Genomic DNA, 16,513 nt, shown 5'->3' with positions numbered 1-16,513 from the left:
TTTTGATATGATGGAAAATAGAATGATGATAAAGCCAAAATTATGGTGTAACTCATTGAATTTGTTGGGTTTCTCAAGCTCAACCCAACCTACGGGCTGGATTATAGACAGAAGAGAGGTTAGGCCATGAAACCAAACAATATTGATGCTATACATATATTAAACAATATAAATATATTATCACTAAATGAGTTAAAGCATGAAAAATACATATTTATTGATTTAATTGCTTTGTGCTCGAATCTCATAAATCATATCATAGATGAAGATGGGGATAAGATAAATATTGCATATAAAAAAATTATATCATTTCCAAGAATTTATATGGAATCATATAGTGATTGGGATAATCCAATATTTATTCATATTGAACGATTAAAACAAATTAATTTGTAATTTATGTGTTTTCATTGATGGGATTAGCTTGTAACCACCCCTCCCTCTGCCAAGCCAAACCATTAACTGAGTTTCACTTGGCTTTGGTAGGGAGTTTGGTGCTTAATCACACCAAAACAGATTTGAACCTATTTACGCATACAAGCAAATGATTATATGCTAAAAGCACTACAATCAGACCCAAATCACATCCACAAACGCCTATCTGATGGCTATGGTGAGCAAGCCCGCATTAAAGATCAGTATTATCTACTGACAGGCAGACACATCAACACCGATTACAGTAGCAATGAAGAAGCCTTTAAGCAGTTGATGGATAATGGCATCACTCATGCCAAACAGTTCGGCTACACGCTTGGCACCGCACTCACGCCTGAGCAGATGGCAAACTTAACCACAGACATCGTCTGGCTGGTCAAACAGCCCATCACCTATACCACCAAAGATAAAGATGGCAATAGCATCACCAAAATCGAGGATGTCTTAGTGCCTAAGCTGTATTTAAGATCTGCCAATATTGCGACAGGTGCACTTACCCCTGATGGTAGATACAGTGCTGTCTCAGCAAGAAATATTGACATGCAGCTGACTGGCAATTTGGATAACAATGGTAATGTCATTGCCAGAGACACGCTAAGCATCGATGCAGACAATGTCACCAATACCAATCGCATCCAAGGTGAGTTTGTTGCCATCACTGCCGCCAAAATAATTTACCTTACATCCTATAAATTACCTACGTTGACGGTTAACAGCAATAAGAGGTTTATTTAGTGTATCTTGTGTCATCCCATGCATATATGCATTATATTGCCATACAATAAATTGCTGTTTATATCGCTCATTAATTTCTTCCAAACGTTGTACTTGAGCTTTTAAATTCTTAACTTGCTTTTGCAGATAATCCATTGTTACATTCGGTTCTGGATTAGCTTTAGCACTTTCTTTTATTTCTTGTTTTCGTCTAGTAAAGGCTGTTTGAATATCTGAATAATTTGCAAGAGACTGTCTCTCAATACTTTTAACATTCAGTAGTTCTGCCACTTTATGACAGAGTAAATCCCATGTTAATTTACCCTCCCAAGTATTAATCAATATGATTATATCTTCTAAATTTTCTTCTGTAATAAGAATTTTAGGCATACTATAACTCCATTAGTTTATATAAATCATCGTCTAACTTAGCTGTTTCTTTCTTCTGTATATCTAGATCCATTCCTCTTTCCAACAAAGCTAATTTAATAGGGGAAGGATCATACTCATCAGGCATCCTTAATAATGAACCATTTGGGATGCTCTCATCTTCTAAGAATTTAATTTTAGTTTTTATGTGAGTTAGTCTCCATCCTAAATTACTTATCCAGCGATCTGCACCAAAAACACCTATTTTATGGTGTTCTTTAGCTTTATTAAATTGTTCGGTTATCTGGGATTCACGCACCTTTAAGATTTCTAAGGAGTGCTCTAAACCTTTAATACAAACAAGCTCTTTACATGTTTCACAATCTCCATGACGAGAACATGGAGACATTGCATAATCATGTTCACAGATCCCTATTTCTGTTACCGTTGCGATTCCAATTCTATCTTTCCCTAAGTCTTCATAGGTAATAGGAAGATTCAAATGAATTTTATCTAAGATAGAAATATCTTCGGGGATGAGTAAATTCCTAACTGATTCACTTTTTTCTTCTTCTGTTCTGTGATCATAAGCCTTGTTATCTGCAACTCTTGCTCGTCCTGCCCAATTAGCTAAAGTTAACTCATCCATTCCTCCTCGTTCAGCTTTTGTACTTAACCAATGTCTTGCATTGTGTGATGGCAATCTTATGAATTCTCCTTTGGATGTGCCTATACAATGTTTTTCCCATAATGATGTTTTAGGACGAGTTTCAGAATAGCAAAACCTATCATTAATTTGATTCACCGTTGGCAACACAAAAGAAAAACTTTTAGGGGAAAAGTTATCATGAAATTCATTTTCTCTAAATAATAATAAAGCTTCAGAAACCTTAACATTTTTATGTTTATCAACATAAGGCCAATTATGAAATTTTGATGTATATTTTTTATATAAAAATTTTCCTAACGCCTCATAAGTTATAATTCCATCATTTTTACTTATTAAATTTTTAAACCATTTAGTATTAGTGTTATTTTTGTCAATATCTAGTACTTCAACAATTTCACTTTTAGTTAAAGGCTTTTGATATAAAGAACGGGATGGCGCAGCCTCTTTATTGGATAACATCAATATATTAGGATTTTCTTCTGCAAATTTAGCAACTCCTCTTGCTAGGGTGCCTATATTTGTTAAGCGTTTAACGGCTTCAACAACAATATCTTGCATACAGCTAGGAACCCATTTTAATCCCACTTTACCATTTTTTGCAGGTATCCATCGAATACCTAATTGCTTATTTCCTAAGCTATCATTCTCCCATTCTAAGCAATTAACAGATAACGACATTAACTCAGAACAACGAGATGGAGCAACCATAAGTAGAACCATAACAGCTGTGTAATATTCAGTTTCTTTGTCTAAATTGGGAGCATCATGAAAGAGTTTAGCTACCAACATCATTTCTTCATCAGTTGGCATTTTACTGGAGCGGTATTCTTTTCCTTTTTCATCCAGTAATATAGTCAAATCTCTAGGGCGTTTGTAAGGACTTTTCCATAAAGGTAGTTGAGGTGTAATTTGATTTTCTCTACAAAAATCAAATAATTTTTGAATTTGATAACCTAATTTATTGACTGATTCCGTACCTTTTTTATATTTTTTTGATACGATATTTTCTACTTCATGAATAACTAAATAATCAAGCTGAAGTATGTCAGCTTTTCCTTTAATATTGTAGAGAGCCATTTCAACTATACGTAAAGATTCAGTATGTCGGGCTAAATTCCGAATAGGATTTAGAGAATAAGTATAACGAATATAGGCTTTGGCAAATTCAATGAATGGTGCAGCTAATGGCTCATATTTATAAGCTGTAGATTTAATTCTTTCTGTGGAAAAACGAACCTGAACTGGATAAATGCCGAATGTTGTTTTCCATTGGTTGTTTTCCCAGCAATCATTTCCAAAGGTAGTAAGCTGATTTTTACTGAAATTAATAAATTGCTCTAAATTAGATTTAGGATTATTATCTTGTGGAGTAAAAATTAGATTATTCATAATTAGTGGCTCCCAATAGTTCTTTTCATATCATTGCAAGCTTGAACAACATACTCAACAGCTAAAATAATACGATCTTTGGATGATGCATAATCTATGCTTTTGGTTTGTTTTAAACGTTCTTCCTTTTCCTCATACAACTTATTTAAGATTTGTTGATGAGGACCATCAACGAGCGGTCTAAACTTAGGACATAAATAACAAGTTTCATAGCCAGTTATACAAAAATCATTTGTACCACAAGCACCTATTGTATCTATTCCGTTATTGGTTATTAAAGATGTTGGATCGTGCCCCCTCTCGCTTTCATTTAAGTTAGAAATAATTCTACCTGTAAATGCTTGAGCTAGTTTTCCCATTTCAGCACCCATAACACGATCAATGTATTGCACTGTATCAGCTGTATTTTCAGTATAAACTTTAACGTTTTGTGTATCTGTATGATCTAGAAGCTCTGCTATAATCGTTGCCCCAACCCCTTTTCTTCCTAGATTTGTCCCTCTAGTATGGCGAAAACGTCTTGTTGTTACATGAATAATTTCACCTGTTCGTTCTGAAATTGCTTTTTGGTGAATACAGAATTTTCGTAATGCGTATAGCTCCAACGAAGAAGCAGAATAATGAAAAATATCTTTGTTCAATAATGAAAGATCAAAATTCCTATTTTTGATATTCTCCTTTAAACAATTCCAATCAATAAACATTGGTAATTTCATTTTATAACTAGAAATAAAGGTTTCATCAACCAGACTAAGCAATTTCTTATATTGATATTCCATAAAGTTTAGGAGAATTAAATATAAGTCCTCTGTGATAGCAAGCTTTTTAAACGTTTCTCTAAATAGCCCTCCTCTTTTTTTTGCACTAGGGATATTTAGAAAATAATTCCATGTTCCTTGAGAGATTTCCTTTCTTAGGTCTTCAAATTTTAAATGGCGTATTTGAATGGGTCTTCTAGCTGTAGATTGAAGTAAGTGAATATATGCATATGTTTCAAATGAAATAAGATCTTCTCTCCAAAGTCTAGCAAGCTCAGCCATTAAAGCCAAAATTTCATTTTCGGTAAATGCTCCTGTATAAGGGCATCTCATTAATACCGATTTACCTTAATCATTTCCACTTAACGTAAAGCTTTCTAGCAATGACACAACAGATTTATCAACTCCATAATAGCCATACTCATGCCATGACAGTAAAAAACCCTTTAATGCTCCTAAATGCCACTCACGCTCTTTACCTAAAGTAGCTTTCCAATTTATTATCACAGATGTATCAATAATATTTGAGTTAGTACTTATTACAAATTCTTGGAATCGACGATGCATATTAAAAGTATGGTAGCTAGAATATTTTTCAGCATAAATAGCAAGTGTTTTTTTTAAATCCTGCTAGTGTTTTATGATCTATATCTAATACAGCTTGAGAGAAATTAATTGTAATATCTTTACTTATATGCCAAGAGTTTTCATTTTCATCAAATACATACCCATCTCTTGACTGTCTAAGATGTTTATTCTGATTCATAATTATCAACCTTTTTTTGAAACTCAATCTGAAGATCTAATAATATCTTGTTAGCTTTTTCTCTTATATAACGTTGATTATAAATATTTCCTGATTTCTCGGATGTATGTCCCATAAGATGTTGTCTCATCTTTGCTTCTTTTTCAGGTGAAATAAAATCTTTATGAGAAGAATCATTATTTACACTTTGGTTATTCTTATCTACTTTTCGTGAAAAATCTAAGTTCCATTCATGACGAAAGATATGTGGATGAATGATAGAAAATTTAGGATCTATCTTTTTCATTGTTGGTACAATAACGTTATCAAAAGAACTGGTACTAATTGGGTTTCCTTGCGTTTTTCCTTTTCGATGGGTTACAAATAAATATGGATGTTTATTAGCGTTAGGAATCTTAGAGCGATAGTTCATAATATAGTCATTGATAAGTTGAGCTATATTTTGTGAAATAGGAAGTCGCCTTTCTTTCGTTTTACTTACAGCTTGCTTCTTCCTTGTGTCAAATTTATCATCATGTGTTCGTCTAATTGTAATTGAGGATTTAGCTGTTCCTATATCAATAAATGGGATTTGAATTGATAATAGCTCTCCTCTTCTAATCCCTAATTCCTTTAATAAGATAAACATCAAATGGTTTCTTTTTCTAATTCCAATATCTTGAAATGGATTATTAGGATTAGAAAAGTTCACAATAGACATAAACTCATCTAACAATCCATCAGGTAGCTCACTTTCTGGTTTGATAGATAATGTTTTATGATTTTGGGGTCTTGCCTTTTTAATTAATGCAACTAATTTTGTGATTTTTTCGATATATTCGTTAGATACACGAATTACTTTAGATAAAAATAATATATATTCTGAAATAATTGTGAGTCTATTATATTGGTGGCTAAAAGATGCAGACGAATAAATATCAATAAATTGAGTTTGACCTTTCATTAAAACATTCTTTTTCGTACTATTTACATTCTTTTGTTTTTTTGCATTTAACCTCATATGTTGAATAAGAGATTCTAATTGCTCGCTAGTTAATACTATCTCTCTATGAATTAAATCACTTATAACAAGATTATTACCTTTTTCCCAACTCATTAGCCATTGTATAGCTATTAGTTTATTTCTGATAGTGTTCACTGCGGATTGATTACGCAGTTCTACAGTTACCCATAGGGTTGAATAAAAATCAGGAATACCAGTTTTAACATTAACCAATATAGGAAAACGTTCTCCATTTGAAAAAAGGACTGTTTCTAATCTATACATATTCATTTAATTTACAAAAATATCATATATAAATACTATCAAATTAAAGATGTTGTGTCAAAATTAATGTAAAAAAAAGAGAACCCTTTTAAAATAAAGGGTTCTCTATATTTATATGGGTTTTATTTTACAGTTTTAAATTATATGTAACTCAGAACGGAATGTCATCATCAGCCACCGCAGACGGCGGTGTGTCCGACTTAGCGTTAGGCATCACATCGGCTTTGGTGTTAGGCGGTGTGCCAAAAGAGTTGGGTTGGGCTGTGCCATTGTGAGTAGCTTGCGATACGGCATTTTGATCTTGTTGGTTGGCAAAGCCATTTTGAAATTGAGCATTTGGATTGCTTTGATTGGCGTATCCTTGATTGGAATTGTGCTGATTGCCAAAACCGCCTTGAGCACCTTGATTATAATCATGATTGCCATAATTATTAAAATTATTAGAGTTGCGATTTTGATGATTGCCCCATTGCTGATTGTTTTGATTGTATCCACCATGATGACCGCCTTGATTGCCGTAATGACCACCACCAAAACCACCATTATTCTCATTATTTGAGCTTAGCATACGCATTTCAGAAGCACGAATCTCAGTGCTATAACGCTCAATGCCTTGCTGGTCGGTATACTTACGAGTGTGCAAGCTGCCCTCAATATACACCAAACTGCCTTTACGCAAAAACTGGGCAGCAATCTCACCCAAGCGGTTAAATAAACTGATGCGATGCCATTCAGTCTGCTCTCTACGCTCACCGGTGTTTTTATCCGTCCAACGCTCGGATGTCGCTACTGAGATGTTGGTAACGCCACCACCGTTTTGAAAAGCCCGTATTTCAGGGTCATTACCCAAACGACCCACAATAATAACTCTATTCACACTACTCATAAAACTCTCTTTATATCAATAAGACTTATTTAGCTAATCAAATAAACAGACCAATCTTGTTATCACACCATGCCTGCATGATTACTTTAACGAAAAATCATAAAAAAAACCAGCTTTTTTTATATTCAACCCAAAAAAAACATCATAAAAGCCATAAAAACTCATGTCTGATTGCCAACATCAACTCAAGCAAGCTATAATACAAAGTCAATCCAAGCCGTCATAAGGTTTATCATGAATCCCTACGCCAACATCCAACCATTGCACTTTAATGGCGTTCATTTTGATGAGGCACTCATTCAAAAATACAATCAGCAAGCCCCACGCTACACCTCCTACCCCACCGCTCTTGAATTCACCCCCATTTTAGACGGTGCCGAGCATGATATTTTGGTCAATAAAGATCCAAGCTCACCGCTTTCTTTGTATTTTCATGTGCCATTTTGCCGTCATTTGTGTTACTACTGCGGTTGCAATAAAATCATCACGAAAAAAAACAGTGATGCAGGCGACTACCTAGATCATCTCATCAAAGAAATCAGACAAAAAAAGTCTCTACTTAAAGGCAATTCTGTCGTCAAACAATTACATCTTGGCGGAGGCACGCCCACTTTTTTTAGTGATGAAGAACTGACCACGCTTTGGGATTTTTTACAAGATGAGTTTGAGTTTGCACCAGACGGCGACTATTCTATTGAAATCGACCCACGAGAGCTGCGTCCTAGCACGCTTGAAGCACTCAGAAACTCTGGATTTAATCGCCTAAGTTTTGGGGTGCAGGATCTGGCAGAACAGGTACAAATTGCCGTCAATCGCATTCAGCCAGAACACATGGTGCGTCAAGTCATGGCGGAAGCAAGACGCTTGAATTTCCATTCCATCAACATTGATTTGATTTACGGTTTACCACATCAGACCATCTCAAGCATGGCAGAAACGGTCAGAAAAATCATTGACATCAATCCTGACCGACTTTCTGTTTTTAATTATGCACACCTACCAGAACGATTCACCACCCAAAAACGCATTAACGATGAGGATTTGCCAAGCCCTGCCAACAAACTCACCATGCTTGGCAACACCATCAATGCCCTATCCGATGCCAATTATCAGTACATTGGCATTGATCACTTTGCCCGCCCTGATGATTCTATGGCGATTGCTCAAAGGCAAGGTAGGCTACACCGTAATTTTCAAGGATACGCGACATTGGGTGAGTGCGATTTGTTAGGCTTTGGCGTTTCATCAATCAGTCAAATCGGTCAGCACATCTTACAAAATCACACCGATCTCAACACCTATAAACGCATGATTAGCGATGGACAACTACCCGCCGTCAAACACATAAAATCACAGCCAAAAGATGAACTGCGTCGCCACATCATCATGAATCTTCTATGCCATGATCGACTGGACTTTGCTCAAATTAATGAACAGTTTGGCATTGATGCAAAAAGTTATTTTCAAGATGAGCTGGCACGCTTACATGAAATGGCAAATGACGGTCTGGTCAAATTAAGCGACACTGGTGTGGACATTCTGCCCAAAGGAAGGGTGTTGGGTCGTAGCGTGGCGATGGTGTTTGATGAATACCTCACTAAAAAACACGCCAACCGCTTCTCTAATGTCATTTAAAACAAAACGGCCCTGATGTGGGTATTATTATCCGATACTCATTTTTTAAAGGCTTTGTTTTTTAATGAAGCAAAAATGCCTTGATGTTCAAATCTAGGTATTCTTAAGGTCATGGTATTTGACAGCATGTCATGCACCGACAAGCCTTGGCGATTGAACCAACAAAAAAAATAATTGAACATCAGACCAAAAAACGCACTCAATAAAATCACCAAGCGAGAGCCATTCATCACAGCCCCAATCAGCACAAAAGCCAGCGGAAGCAAACAAGCGCCAATGATACGCTTAAACGCATCCGTCCAAGTCAATAAACGCCCATTTTGCTTGACGGTTTTTAGTCGCCAAGTTTGCATTCCCAAGGTTTGTCCAGATTTTCTCCAAAAAATGCCATAAAAAGCCACCAAAGTAAGCACAAAAGCAGGAGTCATCACGCCATTTTGATACCACAGTGGTAACTGTTTGGCATCGGCAGCACTCACCCCCACATCAAAAAACAGCAGCGTACCCACCACCGATAATACCAACCCCATCAAAAACAACATGGCCAAAATCAGCATGCCATCATATAACATTGACACCAGACGCAATGTCGGACTGGCAATGACAACTGGCTCATCACAAATGGTGGTTTTACTGGGTTTTGATGCAGGTTTATTATTCATGGTATGCCATCAATTCACTTATTTTAGATATTGTATCATGGAACATAAAAGAAATTGCCAAGTGTTGTCATAAAAACTGTTGATCAACACGCAAAGCAACTTTAAACTGAAACAAAAAAAGCCATCAAAACCCTAAGATTTTGATGGCTTTTTTAATATGGCACACCCGGAGAGATTCGAACTCCCGACCCCTTAGTTCGTAGCCAAGTGCTCTATCCAACTGAGCTACGGGTGCGTAGTTAATCAAGTTAGCAGCTCATTGCTGATGTCTTGATGGTGGGCTATTATACTAGAAAATTTTAGCATGTCAAGCTTTTTTTAATTTATTTTAATTTTTTTTAAAAAATTAAAAATAAAATGGCGGTGACGGAGGGATTCGAACCCTCGATACAGTTTCCCGTATGCATCCTTAGCAGGGATGTGGTTTCAGCCACTCACCCACGTCACCATCACAACTTGATGAAATCACCTCATGTTGTGGTCGACAATTATAGCAAAATTTTCGCCTTTTGCAAGCTATTTTTTAAAAAAAATAAAAATTTTAGGAAATTCAAGCAAACCTCATCATGATTTGTTATGATAACCAAAGTCGTCAATAAACCCATCATTCATACAGAGTTTTTTATGTCTTTCATCAGTACTACCATGCGTCCCACTGTCTTGTGCTTTTCAGGGCTTGATCCCTCAGGTGGTGCTGGCTTACAAGCGGACATTGAGTCCATTGGGGCAGCAGGTGCACACGCTGCCATTGCCTGCACAGCAATCACCGTACAAAGCTCTCAGCAGGTATTTGGTTTTGAGGCGACTTGCAGTCATCTATTGAAATCCCAAGCAATGGCAGTACTTGACGATCTGCCCGTCAAAGCCATCAAGTCTGGCATGCTTGGTACGGTGGATAACATCGCCATGCTCGCCAGACTTTTTAAAGATGGCATCATCCCAGCTGACACACCCTTTGTACTAGATCCTGTATTGGTGGCGAACTCCGGCGGAAGTCTTGGCGACAAAGACACATTGGTATCAGCATTTTCACAACTATTACCCCATGCCACGCTAATCACGCCAAACACACATGAGCTAAGAGCTTTGGCAGGATTTGGTGATTTACATGACTGTGCCAAAGCGTTGAACGACCAAGGCGTAAAAGCGGTTTTGGTCAAAACATCACATGATTTTCATGAAGGCGACATCAAGCAGTTTTTATACATCAATGGTCAAGTCGCTCACACCAGCACCATTGAGCGTCTTCGTGGTGAGTTTCACGGATCTGGCTGTTCGCTTGCCAGCCACATTGCTGGAAGACTGGCGATGGGTGATGACTTGATAGATGCCATCACAAGTGCAGATAGCTGGATCAGTAATGCCTTAAAAAATGCTGACACCCCCCACCCCAATCAGCCATCAGCACAATTGATTCCCAATCGGTTCTTGTGATACATTAGGTGAAAGTGAGTGATAAAAAAAGCATGGGATTGCATCATTGTCCCATGCTTTTATTTGTTAAGAGCTGTGTGGACAATATGCCACTTCAAGCAAACGAATAAATCGCCCTTCTACATCAATAACTGTAATCTGCCATTCCCCAATCTGCACCATCTCACCTTCTAGATGACCAACCGAGCCTAATGTCTGCATGACCAACCCACCCATCGTATCCACATCTTCATCATCAAATGCAGAGCCGATCATCTCATTACAATCACTGATGAGTGTTGCTGCTTGAATAAGCCATACACCATTTTTATCTGGGTGTGGTACAATGTGATTAATAGTACTGTCTTCATCAATATCATCATGCTCATCAACGATATCGCCAACAATCTCTTCTAGCAAATCCTCCATCGTAACAATACCAGACACCGAACCAAACTCATCTAACACAACCGCCATATGCACTTGGGCTTTTTGTAACAACCTAAGCAATGTGTCTGAGCGTGCCGACTCGTTGATGTACAACGGCTTCCTAACAATATTCTTTAATAAAAATGGTGCATCAACCCCTCCTGCTTGCTTGGCAAGAATGGGAATTAAATCTTTGGCAAGTAAGATGCCAATGACTGCGTTGTCATCATGGCTGTCAAACACAGGATAGCGAGAATGCTCAGTCTCAAGTAACAGCGATAAAATGGTACCAATCCCATCATCACTGCTGATCGCTGCCAACTGTGGGCGTGGCGTCATAATTTCACGCACTTGAGTAGCGGGCAAGTCTAGCACACCCTCTAGCATATCAACCATATCTGGCTCTAAAAATTGGCGAGAATCCTGCACCAATTTCAACAAATCATCTCGTGTTTCAGGGGCGGTAGAAAGCCAGCGTTTTAGGCCACGCCTCCAACCCCCCGACGGACTCTCGTCAGACATCACAAACCCTTTTATATTAATAAGAAAGTTAACTTAATTTAGCGGATTTATTCCAATTATTCAAGCGTTAATTAAGATGCTTTTATGATGACAAACATGCCAATCATGGGTCAAATCTTAACCCAGCGAATGACTCGCTCCTCAATCTGCTCCTCATCCAAAAACACCTCCGAGATGCAGCGACCTTGCACACCCAACTTTTTCATTTGTTGGTCATGCCTATGCCGACCTGCAATCAGATAATGCCAATGGGGCAATTTTTGATTTAAATGCAGTCGCTTATAAGCACAATGCCTTGGTAACCACATCATCTTAGCAACCAAATCTGCCGTTAAACGAATACAATCTGGAACATGCTGCTTGCGATTGGCATAATCCGAACAATGCCCCGTATTGCAGTCTAGCAGCTTACAAGAAACATCTGTGTATTCGGTGAATTTGGCATCTTCATCATCCAAAAACTTCACCAAGCAACACACGCCACAGCCATCGCACAATGCCTCCCATTCAGCGGAATTGAGTTCATCTAAGGAATATTTTTCCCAAAAACGCTCACGCAGTTGTTTGGATTGGTCGATGTCATCTAAATACATCACAACAGCCAATCCAGCTCATCCTACCATGTCTACAAAAACATTTTAATAAGTTTGGCGTCATTACACAAACCTTATTTCCTTTTAAAACTCATCAAGCTCAATGAGCATGACGCACTATGCTCTAACAGGTGCATTTGCTAAAATTTGTACAAGCAGTTGCCAGTAAGTTTCCACGCTGTCAATATGCACCATCTCTTGTGGCGAATGGGCGTTTTTAATCGTCGGACCAATGGACACAATATCCATGTCGGGGTAACTTTGCTTAATCAGACCGCACTCTAAACCTGCATGGATCACTTTCACTTTCGGCTCATGTCCCAAGATGTCAGCATAAAGCCGATTGGTAAGGGGCGTGATTTGTGATTGTTCATCAGGATTCCAGCCAACATAACTGCCTGTAAATTCTGCCTGTGCACCTGCCAAAATGCAAAGACTGTCTAAATTTTGACAGACGGCATTCTTGCCAGATTCAAGCAGTGAGCGAATCAAAAGGCTTGCTTTTAAACCCTCATCATCAAGATTAACCACCCCAAAAGACAGTGAAGTCTCAACCGTATCTTTTGCAATGTCTGAATGACGCACCATCCCACTTGGCAATGTGTTGAGTAAATGAATCACACGAATGGTATCCTCATCACCAATTGCCTGTTGTGGCAACTGTGAAGGTGAGATGATGCAGTCTAGTTTTGGCTCAGCTCTCATCATTTCAGTCTTAATGATTTCAAAAGCCGATTGCAACGCTGTCGCCAGCTCATCTCGCACTGCTGCATCACAGACTAAAATCACGCTCGACTCTCTAGGAATGGCGTTTCTTAGCGTACCGCCCTGAATACTTGCCATGCAAAACGCTCCTTGAAAATCAGGTAAGACACTGGCTAACATGCGAGCAGCAATCTTAATGGCATTCCCTCTATTTTTATGAATGTCGAGACCCGAATGCCCACCTTTAAGACCTTTGATATTCAAGCACAACGCCGAGCTGTATGTGTGATTTGCAAGCTCAACAGGCAGGCAGATGTTAGCATCAATGCCACCAGCACAGCCAACATACACCTCGCCAATTTCTTCTGTATCTGTATTAATCATCAAACCAGAAGTCAGCTCACCTGGTTGCAAACCAAACACGCCGACCATGCCAGTTTCTTCGGTCATGGTTAATAATACCTCGATATCAGGGTGAGCCAAATCATCAGCCTCTAGCACCGCAAGGCAGCTTGCCATGCCAATGCCATTATCCGCACCCAATGTCGTCCCTGTTGCCATCAGCCATCTTTCATCATCTTGATTGCGTCTTAACATGATGGCATCTGCATGAAAATCATGATCTGTGCCAGCATTTGCTTGTGGTACCATGTCCAGATGTGCTTGTAGAGCGATGGATTGGCGATTCTCCATGCCACTGGTGGCAGATTTTTTAATGATGACATTACCCACAGCATCACGGCGAGCAGACAAGCCTCTTGACTTTGCCCATTCTAGAATATGGTTGGCAAGTGCTTCTTCATGATGGCTAGGATGTGGAATGCTAGAAATCCTAGCAAACCATTGCCATAAAAGACTGGGCTTTAAAGATTCAACAACGGATAAGTTGGTTTGGTAAGCGGTTTTATTGAGCATTTTCTTCCCCATGCTGTTTAGTCATATTGCAGTATTTACTCATTCTACCACATTTCATCACAAATCTCATGCCTACCCAGGTTTACTTTGGCATTTTATGATACAATCAAGCATATTTTAAAAAAGACTTTGTCATGATCAACAGACCCAAAATCATCTTTTTTGACATTGATGACACACTCTACATCAAGTCTGAAAATCGCATTCTTGATAGCACCAAAATCGCCTTAAAACAACTAAAAGAACAAAACATCATTATTGCCATCGCCACAGGGCGTGGCATTGGTGTTTTTCCGTCATGCGTGCATGAGCTTGTCAAAGAAATCGGCATTGAAATTTTTGTTACCATTAATGGGCAATACAATGAATACCGTGGTCAAGTTTTGGTAGATTTTCCACTCACCCCCACTCAAATTCTTCAAGCCACCGAACAATTGATCGGTGGAAATATCGCCTATGGCTATATGACAAAAGACGAAATCATCGGCTTTAATCAGAACAATCACATGGCATGTGCCTTGACCAGCTTAAACATTCCTTATCGCATCGCTGATGACTTTGACATGAGTACGCCCATATACCAGATTTTGGCATTTTATGAAAATAACAAGACTGCCAACATTCGGCTCAATCACACCCTAAAAACCTTCCGTTGGCACCTAAGCGGTGTGGATATTTTAGATAAAGATGGCTCCAAAGCTCGTGGCATTCGTTCAGTACTGGACAAACTGGGTCTAAACATGGCGGACGCATGGGCATTTGGCGATGGATTTAATGACATTGAAATGCTCTCATCGGTAGGTTTTGGCGTGGCAATGGGCAATGCACCCAATGCCGTCAAATCGGTGGCAGACCACATTTGCCCCAATCACACAGATGATGGCATTTATCAAGGACTAAAAGACTTGGGACTGATTCAATAGATGACCACCACCCATCAAAAAAAAGACAAACCGCCTAACGATTTGTCTTTTTTTGATGGCAAACACTCATCGCATCGTTACAAACTCCTCTGAGCCTGTAGGGTGAATGGCAACGGTATTATCAAAGTCCGCTTTGGTCGCCCCCATCTTAATCGCCACCGCAAACCCCTGAATCATTTCATCAACACCAAAACCCACGCCATGCAGACCCACCACTTTTTCATCATCACCCACACAGATGAGCTTCATACGACACGGCTCACGATGGGCTGTGATGGCTGAGTACATTGGCGTAAAATTAGAATGATAAACCTTAACCTGCTCTGCCCCAAATTGAGTAACAGCCGCATCCTCAGTCATACCAACTGTACCAATTGGCGGATGGCTAAAAATCACGGTTGGGATTGTATTGTAGTCTAAGTGTTCATTAGGCTTGTTATTGAATAGTCTTTCAGACAATCTGCGACCTGCCGACACAGCCACAGGAGTCAACTCAACACCGTTTTCAATGACATCTCCTACGGCATAAATACCCTGAACATTGGTGTTTTGAAATTGATCCACAATGATTTGCCCCTTAGCATTGGTTGCCACGCCTGCCGCTTCTAGGTTGATGGCATCAGTCGATGGCACTCGTCCAGTCGCCCAAATCAAGCACTCCACATTCAAAGTTTCGCCATTATCAAAATATACCGACAAGCCGTCAGCCGTTTTTTCAACCTTAGTGGTATTGACATTCGTATGGAAAGTTACACCATCTTTTAGCATGACCTCTTGTAACACATCAACAATATCTTTATCAAAATTTTTCAAGATGCCACTTCGTACACACAGATGTGTCTGCACGCCCATCGCATTCATCACGCCTGCAATCTCAACACCAATATAGCCACCACCGACAATCGCTACTGATTTTGGCAATTGTGTCAACTCAAAAAAACCATCCGAATCAATACCAAGATCCGCCCCTTCAATGTCAGGACGCTGTGGGCGACCGCCTGTGGCGATCAAAATATGATCGGCTGTGATGATCTGAGTCTGACCACCATCAGTAACTTCGATTGAATTTTTATCAATGAACTTGGCAAAGCCGTTGATTAAAGTAACCCCATTTTTATCAAAGGTGTTTTTATACGATTGATGAATGCGATCAATGTAAGCTTGACGATTCGCCACCAGTTTACCAAAATCGAAATGCTGAACATCAACCACAAACCCATAGTCAGGCGCATAGTGATTGATAGCAGTTGCCATATTCGCCCCATACCAAAGCACTTTTTTTGGCACACAGCCGACATTGACACAAGTACCCCCTACTTGCTTAGCTTCAATGACAGCAACCTTTTTTCCATACATGGCAGCACGATTTGCTGATGCAATGCCACCAGATCCACCACCGATGGCGATATAATCGAAATGCTGAGTCATGATTTTTTTTCCTTAGAGTTTAAAACAGCTTAAC

14 protein-coding genes, 2 tRNA genes and 1 pseudogene are annotated in these 16,513 nt (G+C 39.0%); 5 read left to right on the top strand and 12 right to left on the bottom strand.

All coding sequences use genetic code 11. The features are described from left to right. Nucleotides 1-126: 126 nt before the first annotated feature. Both M2R47_RS07990 and M2R47_RS07985 read left to right on the top strand, forming a co-directional pair. A complete protein-coding gene (locus tag M2R47_RS07990; protein ID WP_249101469.1) occupies nucleotides 127-396 on the top strand; it encodes a hypothetical protein in 270 nt (89 codons plus the stop codon). Between the two features lie 156 nt (nucleotides 397-552). Beyond that, nucleotides 553-1,170, top strand: a complete 618-nt coding sequence (locus tag M2R47_RS07985; protein WP_249101467.1) for a hypothetical protein — start codon at nucleotides 553-555, stop codon at nucleotides 1,168-1,170. On the opposite strand, the gene M2R47_RS07980 is transcribed toward M2R47_RS07985, so the two are convergent. From M2R47_RS07980 to ssb, 5 genes and pseudogenes are all read right to left on the bottom strand, one after another. Beyond that, nucleotides 1,129-1,539 carry a phosphofurin acidic cluster sorting protein gene (locus tag M2R47_RS07980; protein ID WP_249101464.1) on the bottom strand — a complete coding sequence of 137 codons (411 nt, stop codon included), beginning with the start codon at nucleotides 1,537-1,539 and terminating at the stop codon, nucleotides 1,129-1,131. The genes M2R47_RS07985 and M2R47_RS07980 overlap by 42 nt on opposite strands. Nucleotide 1,540: 1 nt before the next feature. Next, nucleotides 1,541-3,577 (bottom strand): integrase, encoded by a 2,037-nt coding sequence (locus tag M2R47_RS07975; RefSeq protein WP_249101461.1) that lies wholly within the window; start codon nucleotides 3,575-3,577, stop codon nucleotides 1,541-1,543. A gap of 2 nt (nucleotides 3,578-3,579) precedes the next feature. Then, a pseudogene (locus M2R47_RS07970) lies at nucleotides 3,580-4,671 on the bottom strand (site-specific integrase); the annotation flags it as partial. A 416-nt stretch (nucleotides 4,672-5,087) separates the two neighbouring features. Beyond that, nucleotides 5,088-6,374, bottom strand: a complete 1,287-nt coding sequence (locus M2R47_RS07965) for a site-specific integrase (RefSeq protein ID WP_249101454.1) — start codon at nucleotides 6,372-6,374, stop codon at nucleotides 5,088-5,090. A 145-nt stretch (nucleotides 6,375-6,519) separates the two neighbouring features. Continuing rightward, the gene (gene ssb / locus M2R47_RS07960; protein WP_249101450.1) at nucleotides 6,520-7,254 is read right to left on the bottom strand and encodes a single-stranded DNA-binding protein; all 735 of its coding nucleotides are present in this window, start codon (nucleotides 7,252-7,254) and stop codon (nucleotides 6,520-6,522) included. Between the two features lie 234 nt (nucleotides 7,255-7,488). On the opposite strand from ssb, the gene hemN reads away from it, so the two are divergent. Then, a complete protein-coding gene (hemN, locus tag M2R47_RS07955) occupies nucleotides 7,489-8,889 on the top strand; it encodes an oxygen-independent coproporphyrinogen III oxidase (protein WP_249101447.1) in 1,401 nt (466 codons plus the stop codon). A gap of 38 nt (nucleotides 8,890-8,927) precedes the next feature. Here the strand turns inward: hemN and M2R47_RS07950 are convergent, their stop codons facing one another. The 3 genes from M2R47_RS07950 to M2R47_RS07940 all read right to left on the bottom strand — a co-directional run bounded on the left by M2R47_RS07950 (nucleotide 8,928) and on the right by M2R47_RS07940 (nucleotide 9,999). Continuing rightward, nucleotides 8,928-9,551 carry an RDD family protein gene (locus tag M2R47_RS07950; RefSeq protein ID WP_249101445.1) on the bottom strand — a complete coding sequence of 208 codons (624 nt, stop codon included), beginning with the start codon at nucleotides 9,549-9,551 and terminating at the stop codon, nucleotides 8,928-8,930. A 158-nt stretch (nucleotides 9,552-9,709) separates the two neighbouring features. After that, nucleotides 9,710-9,786, bottom strand: a tRNA-Arg gene (locus tag M2R47_RS07945). A 123-nt stretch (nucleotides 9,787-9,909) separates the two neighbouring features. After that, a tRNA-Ser gene (locus M2R47_RS07940) sits at nucleotides 9,910-9,999 on the bottom strand. 197 nt (nucleotides 10,000-10,196) lie between these two features. Here M2R47_RS07940 and M2R47_RS07935 point away from each other — a divergent pair. Next, nucleotides 10,197-10,985 (top strand): hydroxymethylpyrimidine/phosphomethylpyrimidine kinase, encoded by a 789-nt coding sequence (locus tag M2R47_RS07935; protein WP_249101474.1) that lies wholly within the window; start codon nucleotides 10,197-10,199, stop codon nucleotides 10,983-10,985. 66 nt (nucleotides 10,986-11,051) lie between these two features. Here the strand turns inward: M2R47_RS07935 and M2R47_RS07930 are convergent, their stop codons facing one another. The 3 genes from M2R47_RS07930 to M2R47_RS07920 all read right to left on the bottom strand — a co-directional run bounded on the left by M2R47_RS07930 (nucleotide 11,052) and on the right by M2R47_RS07920 (nucleotide 14,128). Continuing rightward, the gene (locus M2R47_RS07930) at nucleotides 11,052-11,915 is read right to left on the bottom strand and encodes a CBS domain-containing protein (RefSeq protein WP_249101440.1); all 864 of its coding nucleotides are present in this window, start codon (nucleotides 11,913-11,915) and stop codon (nucleotides 11,052-11,054) included. 110 nt (nucleotides 11,916-12,025) lie between these two features. Further along, complete coding sequence (locus M2R47_RS07925; RefSeq protein WP_249101472.1) at nucleotides 12,026-12,508, bottom strand: YcgN family cysteine cluster protein; 483 nt, start codon at nucleotides 12,506-12,508, stop codon at nucleotides 12,026-12,028. 117 nt (nucleotides 12,509-12,625) lie between these two features. Next, nucleotides 12,626-14,128 carry an aminoacyl-histidine dipeptidase gene (locus M2R47_RS07920; RefSeq protein WP_249101437.1) on the bottom strand — a complete coding sequence of 501 codons (1,503 nt, stop codon included), beginning with the start codon at nucleotides 14,126-14,128 and terminating at the stop codon, nucleotides 12,626-12,628. Between the two features lie 134 nt (nucleotides 14,129-14,262). Between M2R47_RS07920 and M2R47_RS07915 the strand changes: the two genes are divergently transcribed. Then, nucleotides 14,263-15,051 carry a Cof-type HAD-IIB family hydrolase gene (locus M2R47_RS07915; protein ID WP_249101434.1) on the top strand — a complete coding sequence of 263 codons (789 nt, stop codon included), beginning with the start codon at nucleotides 14,263-14,265 and terminating at the stop codon, nucleotides 15,049-15,051. Between the two features lie 66 nt (nucleotides 15,052-15,117). On the opposite strand, the gene gorA is transcribed toward M2R47_RS07915, so the two are convergent. After that, nucleotides 15,118-16,479: a glutathione-disulfide reductase gene (gorA, locus tag M2R47_RS07910; protein WP_249101431.1), complete on the bottom strand. Its 1,362-nt coding sequence runs from the start codon at nucleotides 16,477-16,479 to the stop codon at nucleotides 15,118-15,120. Between the last annotated feature and the right edge of the window lie 34 nt (nucleotides 16,480-16,513).

It is taken from the genome of Moraxella oculi (genome assembly GCF_023336735.1).
GTDB classification, from domain to species: Bacteria; Pseudomonadota; Gammaproteobacteria; order Pseudomonadales; family Moraxellaceae; genus Moraxella; species Moraxella oculi.
This window is presented reverse-complemented; position numbering and strand designations above follow the sequence as displayed.